This is a genomic window from Lentisalinibacter sediminis, assembly GCF_040706615.1.
GTDB lineage: Bacteria > Pseudomonadota > Gammaproteobacteria > Steroidobacterales > Woeseiaceae > Lentisalinibacter > Lentisalinibacter sediminis.
Genome location: NZ_JAPDRF010000007.1, coordinates 304,297 through 319,894 on the forward strand (window position 1 = coordinate 304,297; position 15,598 = coordinate 319,894).

A 15,598-nucleotide genomic window follows, 5' to 3' on the forward strand; every position below is an offset into this window, starting at 1 on the left:
GTGGCCGTGGTCCGGGCGGGTGTTCATACGGTCGGGCGGCGGCGCGTCAATGGTCCGTCCGCGAGCGGCGGCGGTAGCGGGCCGGGGTCTGGCCGACGAACTTCCGGAATGCGGCGTAGAAAGCGGAGTTCGAATTGAAACCGGTCGCGAAAGCGATATTCAGGATCGCGCTCTCGTCGCCGTTCGTCTCCGCGAGCATCCGCTTCGCATGCTCGACCCGGTATCGGTTCACGTAGTCGAAGAAGCTCATCCCGAAGCCGGCATTGATCACCTGCGACAGGTGATTCACGGAGCAGTCCACGAGCTTCGCGAGTTTCGGTAACGTCAGATCGGAGCGCAGCCAGGCCTGCCGTGAAACCATGACCGTCTCGAGACGTTCCCGGTAGGCAGAGAGCTGTGCTCCGGTCAGTCCTGACTTCGTATATTTCAGTCTGCCGGGCGCAGCGGCCGCCGGCCGCCCCGCGGCAGGCGCGCGAGCCGCGGCCGGAAGCTCGTAATAGTCGTGGATCATCACGGCCGCATCGCCGTGCAGGGTTATGAACTCCGCACCCTGTGTCGGCCGGACCGTGCCGCGGCCACCGCCGCAGCCCTCGCCGCAGCCGAGCGGGCACATCCGGTACTGGAACGCGACGGTCTGCGGGCCCTCGACGACCTCGCCGATCAGCTCGTAGCGGTGCCGATAGGCGGAGAAGAACTCCCGCAGGGCCACGACCAGTTCGTCGTGCGAGCTGCGCCGGTTCTCCGGGACGTCCCAGTACAGGCCGTCGCGGGCCAGGTGGTCGGCCACGGCGACCGGGTCGCGGTGGTTCCAGGCGTCGAAATAACTTCTCACGAACTCGGTTGCACGCATCTTCATCCCCTGCCGCCGGAGTACAGAAGCTACCACAGCCCTGTGAGTCAGTAGTCCGGCGGCGGCGTGGCGCGGGCGCGAGCCGGCGTCCAGAAGGGCTTGTCGCGGCGAAGACAGCGCGCGACGCGGCTGTACTGGCGCAGTTCCTTCTCGTAGTAGATCTCCGCCCACAGGGGGCCGTCCAGGTACTCCGTCCGGATCATCGCCAGTGCGATATTCGCCTTGACCGCCGGCGACCACATCGCGGACGTGACGTAGCCGACCTCCCGCGTGCAACGCCGGTTCGCGTAGATGTACGACCCGTCCGCCGGCCGGTTCCCTTCGACGTCGAGTTTCGTCAGCGTGTACTTCGGCCCCCGGCGCTTTTCCTCCAGCAACGCGCTGCGGCCGTTGAAATGGGGCTTGCGGAAGTCGACCAGCCAGCCGAGATTGAGCTCGAAGGGAGTCTGGTCGTGCTCGAAGTGCACCGTGCGCAGTGCCTCGTTGAACTCCATGGCCGGCATGATGAAGCCCGCCTCGAGACGGGCCATGTTCGTTGCCGCCTCGCCGTAGGGCTGTATCCCGTAGTCGGCGCCGGCGGCATACAGGTCGTCCCACAGTTGCAGCCCGAGATGCCGCGGTATCCAGAGCTCGTAGCCGAGATCGCCGGTGAAGCCCGTGCGCGAGACCATCAGCGAGTCGCCGCGATAGGGGAAATGCCGGATGTCGAAGGGCTTCGCCTGCTCGATGCCCTCGAGCCCCATCCGCTTCAGCACGGTGCAGGAGGTGGGGCCCTGCAGCGACAGCGCCGCGAGGTCGTCGGTGATGTCCGTGACCGTGACGTCGTCGTAGCCGAAAGCGCTTCGGGCCAGCCAGGCTGTGCACGGGCTGCCGCAGGTCAGCATGAAGCGGTCGTCGGCCAGTCGGAATATCGTGCCGTCGTCGATCATGCGGCCCTCGTCCGTGCACCACACGGAATAGGCGACGCGATCGAGCCGGATCCGGCCGATATCCCGGGTGACCATCCGGTTCAGCATGGCGGCCGCGTCGGCGCCGCGGATCTCGTATTTCTGCATCGGGCAGATGTCGTAGGTACCGCACAGATTGCGCACGCAGAAATATTCGTACTCGGTGTCGTAGTAGTACTCGGCGAATTTGTATCCGTTCCATGCCGACCAGGCCTCACGGATATTCAGCGCCTCCTGCCGCGGGTAGAACGGGGAGAGCTTCAGGCGCTCGCCGGCGTATCGATCGTCAATCGGGCTACTCTCGGTACTCATGGTCACTCGTCGCTGAAGTCGTCTTGCGGCACCGTGTTCGGGCGCCGGAGATCGCGCAGGATCTCGCGGGCGGAGTTCGCTCCGCAGGCGGCCGATACGCCGCCGCCCGGATGGGTGGAGGAGCCGCTCATATAGAGGTTCTTCACCGGCATGCGGTACTGCCCGTAGCCCGGAAAGGGGCGATTGAAGAACAGCTGGTCGATGGTGAGTTCGCCCTGGAAGATATTGCCCTCCGTGAGGCCGATCTCTTCCTCGATCTCGTGCGGCGTGCGTACCTCCATGTGCACGATCAGATCCCTGAACCCGGGACTGTAACGCTCGATCTTGTCGATGACCGTCTGCCCGAACGCGTCGCGCCGTTCCGGTGTCCACGGACCGTCCGCCAGCGTCGGCGGGCAGTACTGGATGAAGTTCGACATCCAGTGCTGTCCGGGCGGCGCCACCGTCGGATCCCAGGCGGAGGGTATGACGGACTCGATGAACGGATCGTCGGACCAGCGGCCCCGTTTCCAGCAGTCGTAGGCTCGCTCCATGGTCTCGAGCGTGCCGGTGAAGGCCTGTCCGCCGCGGTTCAGATACGGGTTGTCGGGGACACCGGTGAATTTCGGCATGGCGGACAGGGCGATATTGACCTTGCCGGAGGAGCCGCGGATCTTGAAGTTCTTCGCCTTCTCGTAAATACCGTCCGGCAGGTCCGAACGGTCCATGATCTGCGTGAAGGTGCGCTTCGCGTCCAGGTTGGAGACCACAATGCGGGCCCGTATCTCGTCGCCGTTCTCAAGCGCGACGCCCACCGCCTTGCCGTTCTCCACGACGACCTGCTGCACGCCCGCCTCGGTGCGGATCTCGCCGCCGTGCTCGCGCAGCGCCGAGGCGATGGCGTGGGAGATGGCGCCCATGCCGCCGCGGGCGAGTCCCCAGGCGCCGATGTTGCCGTCCACGTCGCCCATCACGTGATGCAGCAGGATATAGGCGGAGCCGGGCGAATAAACGCCGAGCGCGGTGCCGATGATGCCCGGGCTCGCCATCGCGCCCTTGATCAGTTCGTTCTCGAAATAGTCCTCGAGAAAATCGGCGGCACTCATGGTGAAGAAACGTACGTATTCGTAGAGTTCCTTCTCACCGAGCGACCAGAACTGCTTCGCGAGGTAGAGGATCTCCATGATGTCCCGCGGCCGGAAAGAGGTCGGGTCCGGCGGCGTGCGCATCAGCGTCTTGCGGATCAGCTGCGAGTAGCGCATCAGGTCCGTCTGGAAGCGGTGCATCGCGTCCGCGTCGTGGGGTGAGTGGCGTTTCAGCTCCAGGTGTGCGGCTTCCTCGTCGTGATAGGAGAACAGCCGCTCGTCGCCGTCGCCGAAGTTGACGGTGCCGAGGTAGGGTACGAGCAGCAGGCCGTGGCGTCCGAGGTCGAGATCGCGGTGGATCGCCTGCCGCATCATGCTGCAGACGTAGGAGCAGTTGGAGTAGGTCCAGCCCTCGTGCAGTTCCCGCGAGACGGCAGCGCCGCCGATGTAGTCGTTCTTCTCCAGCACCACCACGTCGAGGCCTGCCTTGGCCAGGTAGGCGGCGTTCGCCAGCCCGTTGTGGCCGGCGCCGATGACCACTGCGTCGTAGCGCTTCATCCCAGTATCTCCCGGGCGGCATTGCGGCCCGGCGCGCCGGTCAGGTCACCGCCGGGATGGGAACCCGCGCCGCAGAGAAAGAGGCCCGGCACCGGGGTCGCGTACTGGGCGGCGCCGTAGGTCGGGCGCATCATCAGCAGCTGGTCCATGGCGAACTCGGTATGGTGCCAGTGGCCGCCGGTGACGCTGAAACGCGCCTCGATGTCCGCCGGCGTCAGGAATTCCGCGTGCAGGATGTGGGCGCGGATATCCGGCGCGTAACGCGCGATGGTGTCGATCGAGCGTTCCCGCATGCGGTCTCGCGCCTCGTCGCTCCAGCCGCCGCGCAGTCGGTGAGGCACGTACATGACATGGGCGGAGAGCACGTGCCGGTCGTCGGGTGCGGCGGAGGGATCGTGCAGGCTCGGTATCACGATCTCCATCACGGGATGGGAGGGACAGTCGCCGTATTTCGCGTCGTCGAAAGCGAACTCGATGGCGTCCATGGTGGGCGCGATGATCATCCGTCCGTGCGGCCGGTCCAGCCCGCGGAATTCCGGCAGCCCGTGCAGCGCAAGGTGCAGCTTGCCGACGTAGCCCTCGCAGCGGAGTCGCCGAATCCGATTCGTGAAGTCGATCTCCAGGTTGTCGACGCCAACCAGGTCCAGGAACGTGCGCTGCGGGTCGGCGGCCGAGACGATGCGCGTGGCCCCGATCTCGGTCCCGTCCGCCAGCCTGACGCCGTTCGCGGTCAGGCCGTCTTCGCTGGCGTCGATCCGTATCCGCTTGACGCGGGCGCCGTAGCGGATCTCCGTGCCGGCCTGCTTCGCTGCCGCCTCCAGCGCGGTGACCAGGCCGGGTATCCCGTTCGCCGGCACCGCATGCTCGCCGTCCGAGCCGCCGGCCATCCGATAGAGCATGCCGAGTACCGCCCCATTCGGGGAGCGGGGCGCCATCTTGCCGCCGATGAGCCCGTCCCAGCTGAGGGCGGCTTTCAGGAGGTCGCTGGCGAAGAGCTCGTCCATCAGGTCCCGTGTCGGCAGGGAGGCGATGCGCAGAAACTCCTGCATGTCCTGCCTGCCCATGCGGCGGAGGTTCAGGCCGAGGTGGGCGAAGGTCATCGCGTTGGCCAGACCGGTCGCGCCGATCCGGGGCATGGTCTTGTGCCAGAACGGAGAGAGCGCCTTCGCATAACGCTGCAGCCGGCGGAGATACACCCGGTAGGCTTCCTCGTCGGCCGTGCCGGCGCCCGCTATCCGGCCGCCGCCGATCGTGACGTGTCTCCCGTCCTCGCCGAGCGCCACCGTCCGCAGCGGCGAGGCGCCGGGTTCGAAGCCGTGCCCGAGCAGTCCCAGTTCGCGGATGACCCGCTCTGAGAAATGACTCAGCGAGTGGGCTGGCGAGACGTGGAAGCCCGGATGGAACTCGTAGCTGGACGCAAGGCCGCCGGGCGCGGGCCCCGCCTCGAGCACGAGCACGCGCTGGCCGCCGCGCGCCAGGTAGGCAGCGCAGACGAGTCCGTTGTGGCCGGCGCCGATGACGATGGAGTCGTACTGGCTCAAGGCATTGATCCCGGGTCGATCAGCCGATCGACGGAATACGCTAGATGCCGGGCCGCGGCGCGGCTTCCGGGCCTATACGCCCGGAACCGATTCCGGTTCCGGCACCGAGGTCGTTCCGCGCCGCCCGGGACGCGACCGACACTACTGTGGCGTCAGCCTCAGCAGCCTTCCCCGGCTGTCGCCGCGCTCGTCTTCCAGCACCCAGATGGCGCCGTCCGGTCCTTCGGCGAGGGCGCGGATGCGCGCGCCCATGTCGTAGCGTTCGGCCTCGCGGGCGCTCTCGCCGTCGAGTTCGATGCGCACGATGGCCCGGGACGAGAGCCCGGCGGCGAAGGCATCGCCGCGCCAGTCGCCGAACAGATCACCCTTGTAGATCATCAGGTCGCCGGGCGAGATGGCCGGCACCCAGGCCACGGCCGGCGTCTTGAACTCCGGCCGGGTGTCGTGATCCGGGATCTCACGGCCGTCGTAGTGGTCGCCTTCGGAGACCTCGGGATAGCCGTAGTTCTCGGCGCGGACAATGTGATTCAGCTCGTCGCCGTGGGCCGGGCCCATTTCGATCACCCAGAGGCGGCCGTCCAGATCGATGTCGATGCCCAGCGGGTTGCGGTGGCCCAGCGACCAGAACTCGCCGTAGACGCCGATGTCGTCGACCAGCGGGCTCTGTTCGATGTAGTTCGCGTAGGGATTGTCGGCGGGCTCGGAGCCGTCCTCGTTCAGGCGCAGCACCTTGCCCATGTTGCTCTGCATGTCCTGGGCCGGCGTGAACTTCTGGCGGTCGCCGGAGGTGATCCAAAGATAGCCGTCGTCGTCGAAAGCCAGCCGGTGCCCGTAATGGCCGAAGCCGACCACCTTCGGATACTGGCGCCAGACGACCTCGGCGTCGCCGAGGCGGCCCCCGCGCTCGGTCAGCTCCAGCGTCGCGCGCATCACGGCGGCGCCGCGGGTGTCGGCAACGCCGGCCTCCACATAGCTCAGATAAATGACCCCGTTCCCGGCGAAGTCCGGATGGAGCATGACGTCGCCGAGTCCGCCCTGGCCGCCGTAGTCCACGTCCGGCACGCCGCGCACGGGACGGGACTTCTCGCCGTCCCGGCTCACCACGAGGAGGTTGCCCTTCTTCTCGGTGACCAGCAGGCGGCCGTCCGGCAGGAAGGCCATTGCCCAGGGTTCGTCGAACGAGGTGACCGGCTCGACGGCGAAGGGCTGGCCACTCTCCGCCTGGACGCAGGCTGCGAGCAGGAGCGCTGCGGCCGCGGCCGTGGACTGCAGCCATAGCCGATGGGCGGCATTCAGAAAGACAGGTCGCCAATGGATCATGCGACTCCCGTTGGTACGCTTGTGGGTTGGTGCAAGTCAATGTACCCAATGACCGCGGCGGCTGCCATACCGCTAATGTTCGACATCCCTGGTGAACGGGACGAAACGGACCGGCAGCACGTGGCGGGAGGTCACCGAGCCGTCGGGGCGTTTCTCGAACACCTCAAGGGACTGGGCGCCGCCTTCGGGACCCACCGGGATGACGAGGCGGCCGCCCACCTTCAGCTGTTCGATCAACGGCGGCGGTACCGCCTCGGGGGCGGCCGTCACCACGATCGCATCGAACGGCGCCGCCTGCGGCCAGCCCTGGTAGCCGTCGCCGATCCTGACGCTGACGTTGGCGTAGCCGAGCCGCTCCAGTGTCTCAGCCGCCCGCTCGCCGAGCGGCGCGACGATCTCTATCGTGTAGACGTGCTCGGCGATTTCTGCGAGGACGGCGGCCTGATAACCCGAGCCCGTCCCCACCTCGAGCACCGTGGAGTCGGGCCCGACAGAGGCGAGATCCGTCATCAGCGCGACGATATAGGGCTGGGAAATCGTCTGTCCCTCGCCGATCGGCAGCGGTCGATCCTCGTAGGCGTAATCCCGGTAGGCCGGCAGGACGAATTCGTGGCGGGGCACGTCACGGATGGCGTCCAGGACCGCGGGGTCGAGACGCGCTTTGCCCGTGTAGTCGGCGGTTTCCTGCACCTGCTGCTCCACCGCCCGGGCGAGCGCCAGACGCTGCGCCTCCCGGGAGGACTCCCCGCAGGCGGTCAGCGGCACGGCCAGGCCGAGCCCGGCGGCCAGCGGTAGCACCGGTAGTAGTGACCGTGCTAGTGATCGCAGCAAACGGCGTGTGTATTTTGCCCTGTCCATCGTCACGACGTCCTTCTGCACTGACGGTAATCCGGCAATGTGCGGGTGGTCAAACCGACCGGCGGCTGCGGGTCAGGCGGTAGAGCAGGGCGCCCGAAGCGATGGTGGCGACCGCCGCCAGCATCTCGCGGGGGTTCACCGTGGCGGCGAGCCCCGCGAAGACCAGCGTGAAGACGACAAACACGGCCGGAGCCAGGGGATATGCCCAAGGATATGACCACGGATAGCCCGGCAATTCCTCGCGACGCCCGGGTTCGCGCCGCACCGCGACGAACAGCGCGGCGGCCGTGCCGGCGGCGCTGAGGCCGAGCGTGAAGCCGAGATACGACAGCAGTTCCCGCAGGCCGGTCAGCCAGACGACCCCGACGGCCAGCGCACCCTGCAGCGCCACGGCCGCCGTCGGCGCGCCATCGTCGGAACGGAATACCCGGGGGAACAGGCCGTCCTCGGCCATCTTCGCGTAGACCCGCGGGCCCGCCATCACCATCGCCGAGACCGAGGTGAACAGCGCCAGCGCGATCAGGAAACGGATGGCGGCCGCCAGCGGCTCGCCGCCGAGCGCGCGTGCGGCGATGGCCGCCACGTCCTCCTGTCCGGCGGCCGCCTCGAACGGCGGCGCGAGGACGAACACGGCGTTCAGCGCGAGATAGAGAAACAGGGTGAGCAGCGTGCCGAGCAGCAGCGACCGGGGCACGACGGATTCCGCCGAGGGCACTTCGCCGGCGACGTAGACCGCCGCGTTGAAGCCGGAATAGCTGAACGATATCCACAGCAGCGAGAGTGCGAAGGCGGCCAGCGAGAATGGCGGTGGATTCGGCGCAGCGACGCCGCTCCAGGAGCCGCCGCCGAAGACGGCGAGACCGCAGAAGGCGGCCAGCAGCACGAGCTTCAGCGCGACGGCGGCATTCTGCACCCACGCGCCCTGGCGCACGCGCAGCGCATGCAGCAGCACGGCGACGGCGATCACCGCGGTGGCAGTGACTTTCGCGGCCCCGGCATCCGGCCCGAGTGCGTAGGCGGCGAAGGTGAGCGCGGAGTAGGCGATCGCGGCCGTGAAACCGGCCAGCAGGGAGACCCAGCCCGCGATGAAACCGACGGCCGGATGCACGATGCGGGAGAGATACAGGTACTCGCCGGCGGAACCCGGCACCAGCCGCGCCAGGGCGCCGTAGCTCAGTGCGCCGCACAGCGCGAGCAGGCCGCCGATCAGCCAGGCGGCGAGCACACGCCAGGGTGAGCCGAGGTCGGCCAGGGCGAAGCCGGAGGTGGTGAAGACCCCGGCGCCGATCATGTTGCCGATCACCAGTGCGACCAGCGTCCAGAGTCCGAGGGCCGGATTCTTCCTCACCGGGGGCCGCGTGAGACGGGCAGCAGTATGTCCTTCAGCAGATTGTCCCAGTCGCCGATGCCGCAGCCGTCGTCGCGGGTCACCATCGTGCTCACCGACTGGCCGTCGAGGGTGCCGCTCAGCATCGCGGTCTGCGGGCCGCCGTAGACCTGGGTGCAGACCTGCTCGGGCGACGGACCGCGCACGAGCCGGTTCTGCACGGCCGGCCGGGCGAGGGCCCTGCAGGCGTCTGCGGCGTCGATCTGCGCGCCGCCGCGCACGCTCGCCTCGCCGGCGTTGCAACGGATGCCGTAGGAGACCGGGCTGCCCTGCGGATCCTGGATGACTACGTTGATGTCGGCCCGCACCTGTGAACCGCCGGGCGATGGGGTGCCGGCGCACGCGGCGCCCAGCAGTGCGGCGCCGGCGCCGACGATGCGCGCGACGATGGCGTAGCGACGTTTTCTCACTGGCCTCGCTGGCTTCACCAATTCAATAGTTCCACTGGCTGGATCAGGGCTCCGGTCTTCCCGACCGCATGCGCCCCGACCATCATACTGACGCCCGGCGGTCCACGCTGCCCACGGCGTCACCCGGGCCGGGCCGGGTGCTCTCCATCAGCTCGCCGAGCTGATGGAGCAGTCGCGCGCGCTCCGCCGCGCTCTCGACGGTGCGGGAAGACAGGTGGCTCGGGTGCTGCTCGCGATCCAGCCAGAACCGGCCGGAGACTTCGCCCGCCTCGCTGGCGGCGGCCAGCCAGACGGCGGTGTCCGCCCCCTCTTCCGGGCTGCGCAGGACGTATCGCGTGAGGCGGTAGAAGCCGGGCAGGGATTCCTCCACGCCGGGGGTGTCCGCCCAGCCGGGATGCATGGCATTCACCGTGATGCCATCGTCCGCCCAGCGTGCGGCCCACGCCTCCGTGAGGATCATGAGGCCGCGCTTGGCGCGCGCATAGGCCACCGACCCGGAATAGGTGCCGCGTTCGCTCTGCAGGTCGTCCACCCGGATCTTCTGGGTGTACATGCCGCCGGACAGCACGTTCACCACCCGCGCCGCTCCGGCCTTCGCGAGCAGCGGCTGCAGGCGCTCGGTGAGGATATACGGGCCGAGCAGGAGCAGCGCGAAGCTCTTCTCCAGCCCCTCCGCCGTCTCCTGCCGCGGGTTGAAGAGGGCGCCCGCGTTGTTGATCAGCGCATCGACGGGGCGGCCTGCGGCGAGCAGCCGGTCGCACAGGGCGTGGACGTCCGCCATGACGGAGAGGTCGGCGATCTCGTAGCCGATGTCGCCGTTGCCGGTCTGCTCGCGCAACTCGGCGACGAGTGCCCGGGCCTTGTCCGCATCCCGCGCCACCAGGGTCAGCCCTGCGCCGAGCGTCGCCAGCTCGCGCGCGGCGGCGAGCCCGATTCCCGAGGTGGCGCCGGTGATCAGCAGGTGGCGGTCGCCCAGGTAGGCGGAGACGGGTTTCCAGTGCCGGCGCGCGGCGCAGTAGCCGAGACGGGTGAAGCGCCACAGGCCCGGCAGCACGAGGCGGTCGGCCGCGGCGGTCAGGAGGGAGGCCCGGGGCGGCTCGAAGTCGTCCTCCAGCGCTTTCTTCAGCCCGCCCACCGCGCTCTTGCCGACCCGGTTCATCGCGGCCGGGAACAGCCGGTTCAGGGCGGCGAGCGGAGCGGGAAAGTCGAAGCTGGCGATATAGCGCACCCGGGTGCCGCCGGCGGCCGCCTCGAACAGGATCTCCTCACGGGCCGTGAACAGGCGCGACTGCACCGTCATCAGCATGCGGCGGTCGGGTTCGAATTCGACGACCCGGTAGTGCAGCGAGAAACCCGCTTTCATGTCGATGCGGTACTCGGCGCCGACGCCGGGGCCACCCTCGGTGAGCCGCGTGGCGCTCGCCACCGCCGGATCCCATTCCTCGATGCGGGCGAAGTCCGAGACGTATGCGAACGCCTCGTGCAGCGGGCGCGCCGCTTCGATGGTCTCGTCGAGTGTGATGGCGTTGTTTGTGGTGTCGCTCATGGCATGCAGACTCTTCGGTCCCAAACCACGATATTCGCACGGCGCGGCCGTCCGGTTTCGCCGTCCGCTGCGCCCGGGCCGCCGTCAGTCTTCCATTTCGCCCGCGTCGTAGCGCTTCAGGAAGCGCTTGATGAAACGGCGCACTTCCCGGGCGGCCGAGGTATCGAGGTCCTGACAGGCATCCAGGAAACGGTCGCGCAGTTCGCTGTCCAGGCGGAGTACGAGCTGCGCGTCCTTTTTCTTCTTCTTGTCTTTCTCTTTCTTGGCCACGTCGCTCGTTGCGTTCATCGTTGTGCTCCTCGCGTCTGTCGCCGGAGCGCCTTCGCGGGAGAGTATTTCAATGTATATACGTTCGCTTGGCAAGCGATTTACCGGACCATGGGGCAGAGCAGCGGAAAACCACTATTTCCCGTGAGATAGCGCAGGTATATACACAAAGGTATTAGATGATATACAGTGTATATACATTGGTATGCAAAAGGGGGTTCTTATGGACAAGATACGACGCCTGATCTCCGTAGCCGCTGGCGGTTGCCTGCTCGCGGGCCTGTCCGGCTGCGTGACGACGGCCGGCAATATCGATTCCGCGGCCGAAATCGACCGCGAGACCGGCGATCCGGCCGCCACCGTGGTATTCGGCCGCTTCGAGCTGGTGCGCAACGGTCATCAGGTGGCCTTCGGTGACGGCATCTTCGCCAGTTCGGCCACCCTGAATCTCGCCGAGGCGGGCAGCGCGCAGCCCATCGTCGGCAGGATCGGCCGGGACGGCGAGTTCGCCTGGGCGCTGGAACCGGGCACCTACCGGGTGACGAGCATCGGCTTCCGCTACCAGGGCCAGAAGATCCAGCCGCCCACCGGCTTCACCTTCACGGTGCCCGATGGCTACCGTGCGGGCTACGTCGGCACGATCACGCTGGAGGCCTCCTTCGATCGCGGTCTGTTCGGCACGCGCGCGCAGGTCGAGAGCTACGCCATCAGCGATGACTGCGCGGCGGAGTGCGACGGTCGGCTGAGCCGGCTCGGCCTCGACGCGGACCAGTCGACGAGGACCCTGTTCTCCTGGGAACGGAGCGTCGCTGCCGCCGAGTAGCATCCGACCGTCCCCGGCCGCACAGGCCCATGGGGTGACGCGCCGTCGGGCGTCAGGCCCCGACGGCGGTCCGAGGGGGTGGGCCCCGCGATCGGAGACCCCGGTCGCGGAGCCCGATTTTTTTGTTGTGGTCGATCCGGGCTGACCGTAGCATCGCGGCATGACTGCCGACTTCCGCAATCGCTACCTCTCCTACGAGGAACTCACCGCGACGCTAGAGCACTGGGCGCAGACCTGGCCGGACCTCGTCCGGCTGGAATCGCTGGGCCGCACGGACGAGGGCCGCGAACTGTGGCTGCTCACCATCGGGCCGCGGCCCGACGATATCCGTCCCGCCGTCTGGGTGGACGGCAATATGCACGCCGCCGAACTCTGCGGCTCCAGCGTGGCGCTGGGCATAGCCGAGGACATGCTGCGTTTCCACGCCGAGGACACGGTGCCGCACAACCTCTCCGCGGCGGTGTGCGAAGCGCTCCGCGACGTGCTGTTCTACGTGATGCCGCGCATCTCGCCGGACGGGGCCGAACGCATGCTGCACGAGTGCCGCTACGTGCGTTCCAACACCCGGGACCGGCGTCCGGACGGCAGTCGCTCGTACTGGCGGCCGACGGATCTCGACGGCGACGGCGTCGCGCTCGCCATGCGTGTGGAAGACCCCACCGGCGAGTTCGTGGCATCGACGGAAGTCCCGGACCTGATGGTGCTGCGCACCGTCGACGACGAGGGACCCTTCTACAAGCTCTACCCCGAGGGCGTCATCGAGAACTTCGACGGCGCCACCGTCCCGTCGCCGTCCTTCCTCTCCGACAGCCCCATCGACCTGAACCGGAATTTCCCCTGGTCCTGGGCACCCGACCACGAGCAGGCAGGGGCGGGCGAGTATCCCGGCAGCGAGGCGGAGTCCCGGGCCGTGATCGAGTTCACCACGGCACATCCGAACATCTTCGCCTGGCTGAACCTGCACACCTTCGGCGGCGTCGGCATCCGTCCACTGGGCCACCAGCCGGACGCGAAGATGGACCAGGAGGACCTCGCCATCTTCCGCCAGGTGGGCGACTGGCTGGAGACCCACACGGGTTATCCCATGGTCAGCGGTTACGAGGAATTCCTCTACGAGCCGGACAAGCCGCTGCATGGCGACCTCACGGACTACGCCTATCACCAGCGCGGCTGCATCAGCTACGTGGTGGAGCTGTGGGACCTGTTCGCGCAGGTCGGCCTGGAGCGCAAGAAGCCGTTCGTGAAGGCCTACACCGATCTCGACCGCGACGACATGGTGGCAATCGCGAGCTGGGATCGCGAACAGAACGCCGGGCGCGCGGTGCTAGAGTGGCGCGGCTTCGAGCATCCGCAGCTCGGTGCGGTGGAGCTCGGCGGCATCGATCCGCGGGTGGGCATGTGGAATCCGCCCTACGAGCTGCTGCCCGGCATCTGCAACCAGCACGCGGCCGCCTTCCTGCGTGTTGCCGCCATGGCGCCCCGGCTGCGCTTCGGCGCAGTGGAGACGACCGCGCTCGGCGGCGCTCTCACCCGACTGGACGTCACGGTGGAGAACGTCGGCTACCTGCCGAGCTACGTGTTGAGCTCGGCGAAGAAGCTCAGCTGGAACGAGGAGCTGTATCTCGAAGTCGAGTGTGACGGCTGCGAGCTGGCCGAGGGCGGTTCGCGCCGCACGCTCGGCCACCTGGACGGCTGGGGGCGCGGCGCGGGCGAGGGCACCGGGGCGCTGTACTACCCCTACGGCCGGGGCAGTTCAGGCCGGGCGCGCTGCTCGCTGGTGGTCAAGGGCGGCGGCCAGGTGACGCTGCGGGCCCGTTCCTGCCGCACGGGCGAGGTCTGCGCCGCTATCGAGCTGGGCTGAACCGGGCAGGCTGTCAGTCCCGGTCCAGGTCTTCCGGCCGTTTGCTCGCCGCCGGTGCGATGGGCGCGCCGGAGTCGCGTTCGCGCACGGCCTCCATGAAACCGACCTGCTGGGCCCGTTCCCGGAACCACAAGCCCTCGGGAGAGTGGCGCGCAACGCCGTCGAAGAAGTTGGCGAACATCTGGGTGGTTCGCAGCCCCATGTTCTCGTAGGCCTGATTCACCGCCAGCTTCGACATCATCAACTGGTTGCGCGGTACGCCCTTGATGCGGTCGCAGAGCGCGCGCACCTCCTCGTCCAGGCGCTCGGCCGGCACGGCCTTGAGCACGAGTCCCATGGCCTCGGCCTCGCGGCCCGTAACGAGATCGCCGGTGAACAGCATGCGCTTGGCCCGTTCCAGCCCCAGCCGGTATACCCACATCATGGTGGTCGGGATGCCCCAGACCCGGGCCGGAGGATAGCCGATGCGTGCGTCCTCCGCGGCGACGATCAGATCGCAGCACAACGCGATATCGCTGCCGCCGGCCACCGCCGCGCCGTGGATCCTGCCGATGACGGGTTTGGACGCGCGCCACAGGGACATGAAGTCCTGCGTGTTGCGCGACATCATGGCGTAATCGAGCGTAGGATCCCACGGCATGTCCTGGGTGCCGTGGGCCTCGCCTTCGCTCTCTGCGTAACGGGCGAGGTCGTAGCCGCCGCAGAATCCCTTGCCCGCGCCCCGCAAGACGATCACGTGCACGTCGGCGTCCGCATCCGCCCGTTCCACGGCGCGGCGCAATTCGCCCGGCATCACGTCGTCGATGGCGTTCAGCCGCTCGGGCCGGTTGAGGGTAATCGTCGCGACCCGGTCGGCCGACTCGTACAGCAACGTGTCGTACATGCCGCCAGTATAGGAGAATCAGCGCTCCGCGTACTCGACGAGGGCGCCGCTGCGGTAGTCCGCGATGGCCTGCTCGATCTCCTCGCGGGTGTTCATGACGAAGGGGCCGTACTGGGCCACCGGCTCGCCGATGGGCTTGCCGGCCAGCAGGATGAACCGCGCGGTGTCACCGATGGATTCCACGGTGACGCTGTTCCCGTCGCCGAGTATGCCTGCCGATCGTGGCGGCAGTTCCCGGCTGTCGGCACCATGGCCTACGGTGATGCTGCCTTCGTAAGCGTAGACGAAGGCGCTGTGACCGGCCGGCACGGGGCACTGGAACAGGTGGTCCGCGGCCAGTTCCACGTCGACGAACACGGGTTCCGTGCTGAGGCCGTGGATGGGGCCGGTCACCGGTGTCCCGTCCACCGGCACCTCCCCGGCGATGACCTTCACCCGCCCGCCCGGGATGTCGGCCGCGGGAATCTCGGCCGCGGGGATGTCGCGGTAGGCGGCCGCTTTCATTTTCTCCGCGGCGGGCAGGTTGATCCAGAGCTGGAAGCCCCGCATGCGGCCCTCCCGCTGCTGCGGCATTTCGGAATGGATCACGCCGCGGCCGGCGGTCATCCACTGCACGCCGCCCTCGGTGAGTTCGCCCACGTTGCCCATGTGGTCCTCGTGGCGCATGTGGCCGTTCAGCATGTAAGTGACGGTTTCGAAACCGCGGTGCGGATGGGGCGGGAATCCGGCGATGTAGTCGTCCGGGTTGTCGGTGCCGAACTCGTCCAGCATCAGGAAAGGGTCCAGCCGGCCGGACTCGCCGGCGCCGAGGCTGCGGCGCAGCCGCACGCCGGCGCCGTCGGAGGTCTCCACGCCGGGGATGACCCGGCTCAAGCTGCGTTCCGCCATGATCCGTCCTCATGATTGTCTGTGGCGCCAGTGTAGCGCCCTGCGCTCCGACGCTGCGATACAGCGGGTATCATGTCCCCCGT

The 15,598-nt window shown here is 68.0% G+C and carries 14 protein-coding genes; 2 read left to right on the plus strand and 12 right to left on the minus strand.

The annotated features are described in order from the left end of the window. Positions 1-46: 46 nt before the first annotated feature. From ACJMKX_RS16395 to ACJMKX_RS16440, 10 genes are all read right to left on the minus strand, one after another. A complete protein-coding gene (locus ACJMKX_RS16395; RefSeq protein ID WP_405227816.1) occupies positions 47-856 on the minus strand; it encodes a helix-turn-helix domain-containing protein in 810 nt (269 codons plus the stop codon). A gap of 41 nt (positions 857-897) precedes the next feature. Next, positions 898-2,109: an aminomethyltransferase family protein gene (locus tag ACJMKX_RS16400; RefSeq protein WP_405227818.1), complete on the minus strand. Its 1,212-nt coding sequence runs from the start codon at positions 2,107-2,109 to the stop codon at positions 898-900. Between the two features lie 2 nt (positions 2,110-2,111). Continuing rightward, complete coding sequence (locus ACJMKX_RS16405; RefSeq protein WP_405227820.1) at positions 2,112-3,731, minus strand: phytoene desaturase family protein; 1,620 nt, start codon at positions 3,729-3,731, stop codon at positions 2,112-2,114. Then, positions 3,728-5,272, minus strand: a complete 1,545-nt coding sequence (locus ACJMKX_RS16410) for a phytoene desaturase family protein (RefSeq protein ID WP_405227822.1) — start codon at positions 5,270-5,272, stop codon at positions 3,728-3,730. The genes ACJMKX_RS16405 and ACJMKX_RS16410 overlap by 4 nt, the downstream gene beginning before the upstream one ends. Before the next feature lie 141 nt (positions 5,273-5,413). After that, positions 5,414-6,592: a PQQ-dependent sugar dehydrogenase gene (locus tag ACJMKX_RS16415; protein WP_405227823.1), complete on the minus strand. Its 1,179-nt coding sequence runs from the start codon at positions 6,590-6,592 to the stop codon at positions 5,414-5,416. Between the two features lie 72 nt (positions 6,593-6,664). Next, positions 6,665-7,450, minus strand: a complete 786-nt coding sequence (locus ACJMKX_RS16420) for a protein-L-isoaspartate(D-aspartate) O-methyltransferase (RefSeq protein WP_405227825.1) — start codon at positions 7,448-7,450, stop codon at positions 6,665-6,667. A 49-nt stretch (positions 7,451-7,499) separates the two neighbouring features. After that, complete coding sequence (locus ACJMKX_RS16425; RefSeq protein WP_405227827.1) at positions 7,500-8,798, minus strand: APC family permease; 1,299 nt, start codon at positions 8,796-8,798, stop codon at positions 7,500-7,502. Next, positions 8,795-9,247, minus strand: coding sequence for a hypothetical protein (locus ACJMKX_RS16430; RefSeq protein ID WP_405227829.1), 453 nt, complete (start codon positions 9,245-9,247; stop codon positions 8,795-8,797). The genes ACJMKX_RS16425 and ACJMKX_RS16430 overlap by 4 nt, the downstream gene beginning before the upstream one ends. Positions 9,248-9,329: 82 nt before the next feature. Next, positions 9,330-10,793, minus strand: a complete 1,464-nt coding sequence (locus ACJMKX_RS16435) for an SDR family NAD(P)-dependent oxidoreductase (protein ID WP_405227830.1) — start codon at positions 10,791-10,793, stop codon at positions 9,330-9,332. Between the two features lie 84 nt (positions 10,794-10,877). Then, positions 10,878-11,081: a hypothetical protein gene (locus ACJMKX_RS16440; protein WP_405227832.1), complete on the minus strand. Its 204-nt coding sequence runs from the start codon at positions 11,079-11,081 to the stop codon at positions 10,878-10,880. Between the two features lie 202 nt (positions 11,082-11,283). Between ACJMKX_RS16440 and ACJMKX_RS16445 the strand changes: the two genes are divergently transcribed. Both ACJMKX_RS16445 and ACJMKX_RS16450 read left to right on the plus strand, forming a co-directional pair. Next, entirely contained in the window at positions 11,284-11,883 is a 600-nt protein-coding gene (locus ACJMKX_RS16445; protein ID WP_405227834.1) for a hypothetical protein, read from the plus strand. A 160-nt stretch (positions 11,884-12,043) separates the two neighbouring features. After that, positions 12,044-13,744 (plus strand): M14 family metallopeptidase, encoded by a 1,701-nt coding sequence (locus tag ACJMKX_RS16450; RefSeq protein WP_405227836.1) that lies wholly within the window; start codon positions 12,044-12,046, stop codon positions 13,742-13,744. Positions 13,745-13,757: 13 nt separating this feature from the next. On the opposite strand, the gene ACJMKX_RS16455 is transcribed toward ACJMKX_RS16450, so the two are convergent. Then, positions 13,758-14,627 carry a crotonase/enoyl-CoA hydratase family protein gene (locus tag ACJMKX_RS16455; protein ID WP_405227838.1) on the minus strand — a complete coding sequence of 290 codons (870 nt, stop codon included), beginning with the start codon at positions 14,625-14,627 and terminating at the stop codon, positions 13,758-13,760. A gap of 18 nt (positions 14,628-14,645) precedes the next feature. Next, entirely contained in the window at positions 14,646-15,515 is an 870-nt protein-coding gene (locus ACJMKX_RS16460) for a pirin family protein (RefSeq protein WP_405227840.1), read from the minus strand. Between the last annotated feature and the right edge of the window lie 83 nt (positions 15,516-15,598).

Coding starts and splice junctions, on each gene's coding strand:
- ACJMKX_RS16415 (WP_405227823.1), bottom strand. CDS start 6,592: ATGATCCATTGGCGACCTGTCTTTCTGAATGCCGCCCATCGGCTATGG.
- ACJMKX_RS16400 (WP_405227818.1), bottom strand. CDS start 2,109: ATGAGTACCGAGAGTAGCCCGATTGACGATCGATACGCCGGCGAGCGC.
- ACJMKX_RS16455 (WP_405227838.1), bottom strand. CDS start 14,627: ATGTACGACACGTTGCTGTACGAGTCGGCCGACCGGGTCGCGACGATT.
- ACJMKX_RS16445 (WP_405227834.1), top strand. CDS start 11,284: ATGGACAAGATACGACGCCTGATCTCCGTAGCCGCTGGCGGTTGCCTG.
- ACJMKX_RS16405 (WP_405227820.1), bottom strand. CDS start 3,731: ATGAAGCGCTACGACGCAGTGGTCATCGGCGCCGGCCACAACGGGCTG.
- ACJMKX_RS16395 (WP_405227816.1), bottom strand. CDS start 856: ATGAAGATGCGTGCAACCGAGTTCGTGAGAAGTTATTTCGACGCCTGG.
- ACJMKX_RS16420 (WP_405227825.1), bottom strand. CDS start 7,450: ATGGACAGGGCAAAATACACACGCCGTTTGCTGCGATCACTAGCACGG.
- ACJMKX_RS16450 (WP_405227836.1), top strand. CDS start 12,044: ATGACTGCCGACTTCCGCAATCGCTACCTCTCCTACGAGGAACTCACC.
- ACJMKX_RS16460 (WP_405227840.1), bottom strand. CDS start 15,515: ATGGCGGAACGCAGCTTGAGCCGGGTCATCCCCGGCGTGGAGACCTCC.
- ACJMKX_RS16440 (WP_405227832.1), bottom strand. CDS start 11,081: ATGAACGCAACGAGCGACGTGGCCAAGAAAGAGAAAGACAAGAAGAAG.
- ACJMKX_RS16435 (WP_405227830.1), bottom strand. CDS start 10,793: ATGAGCGACACCACAAACAACGCCATCACACTCGACGAGACCATCGAA.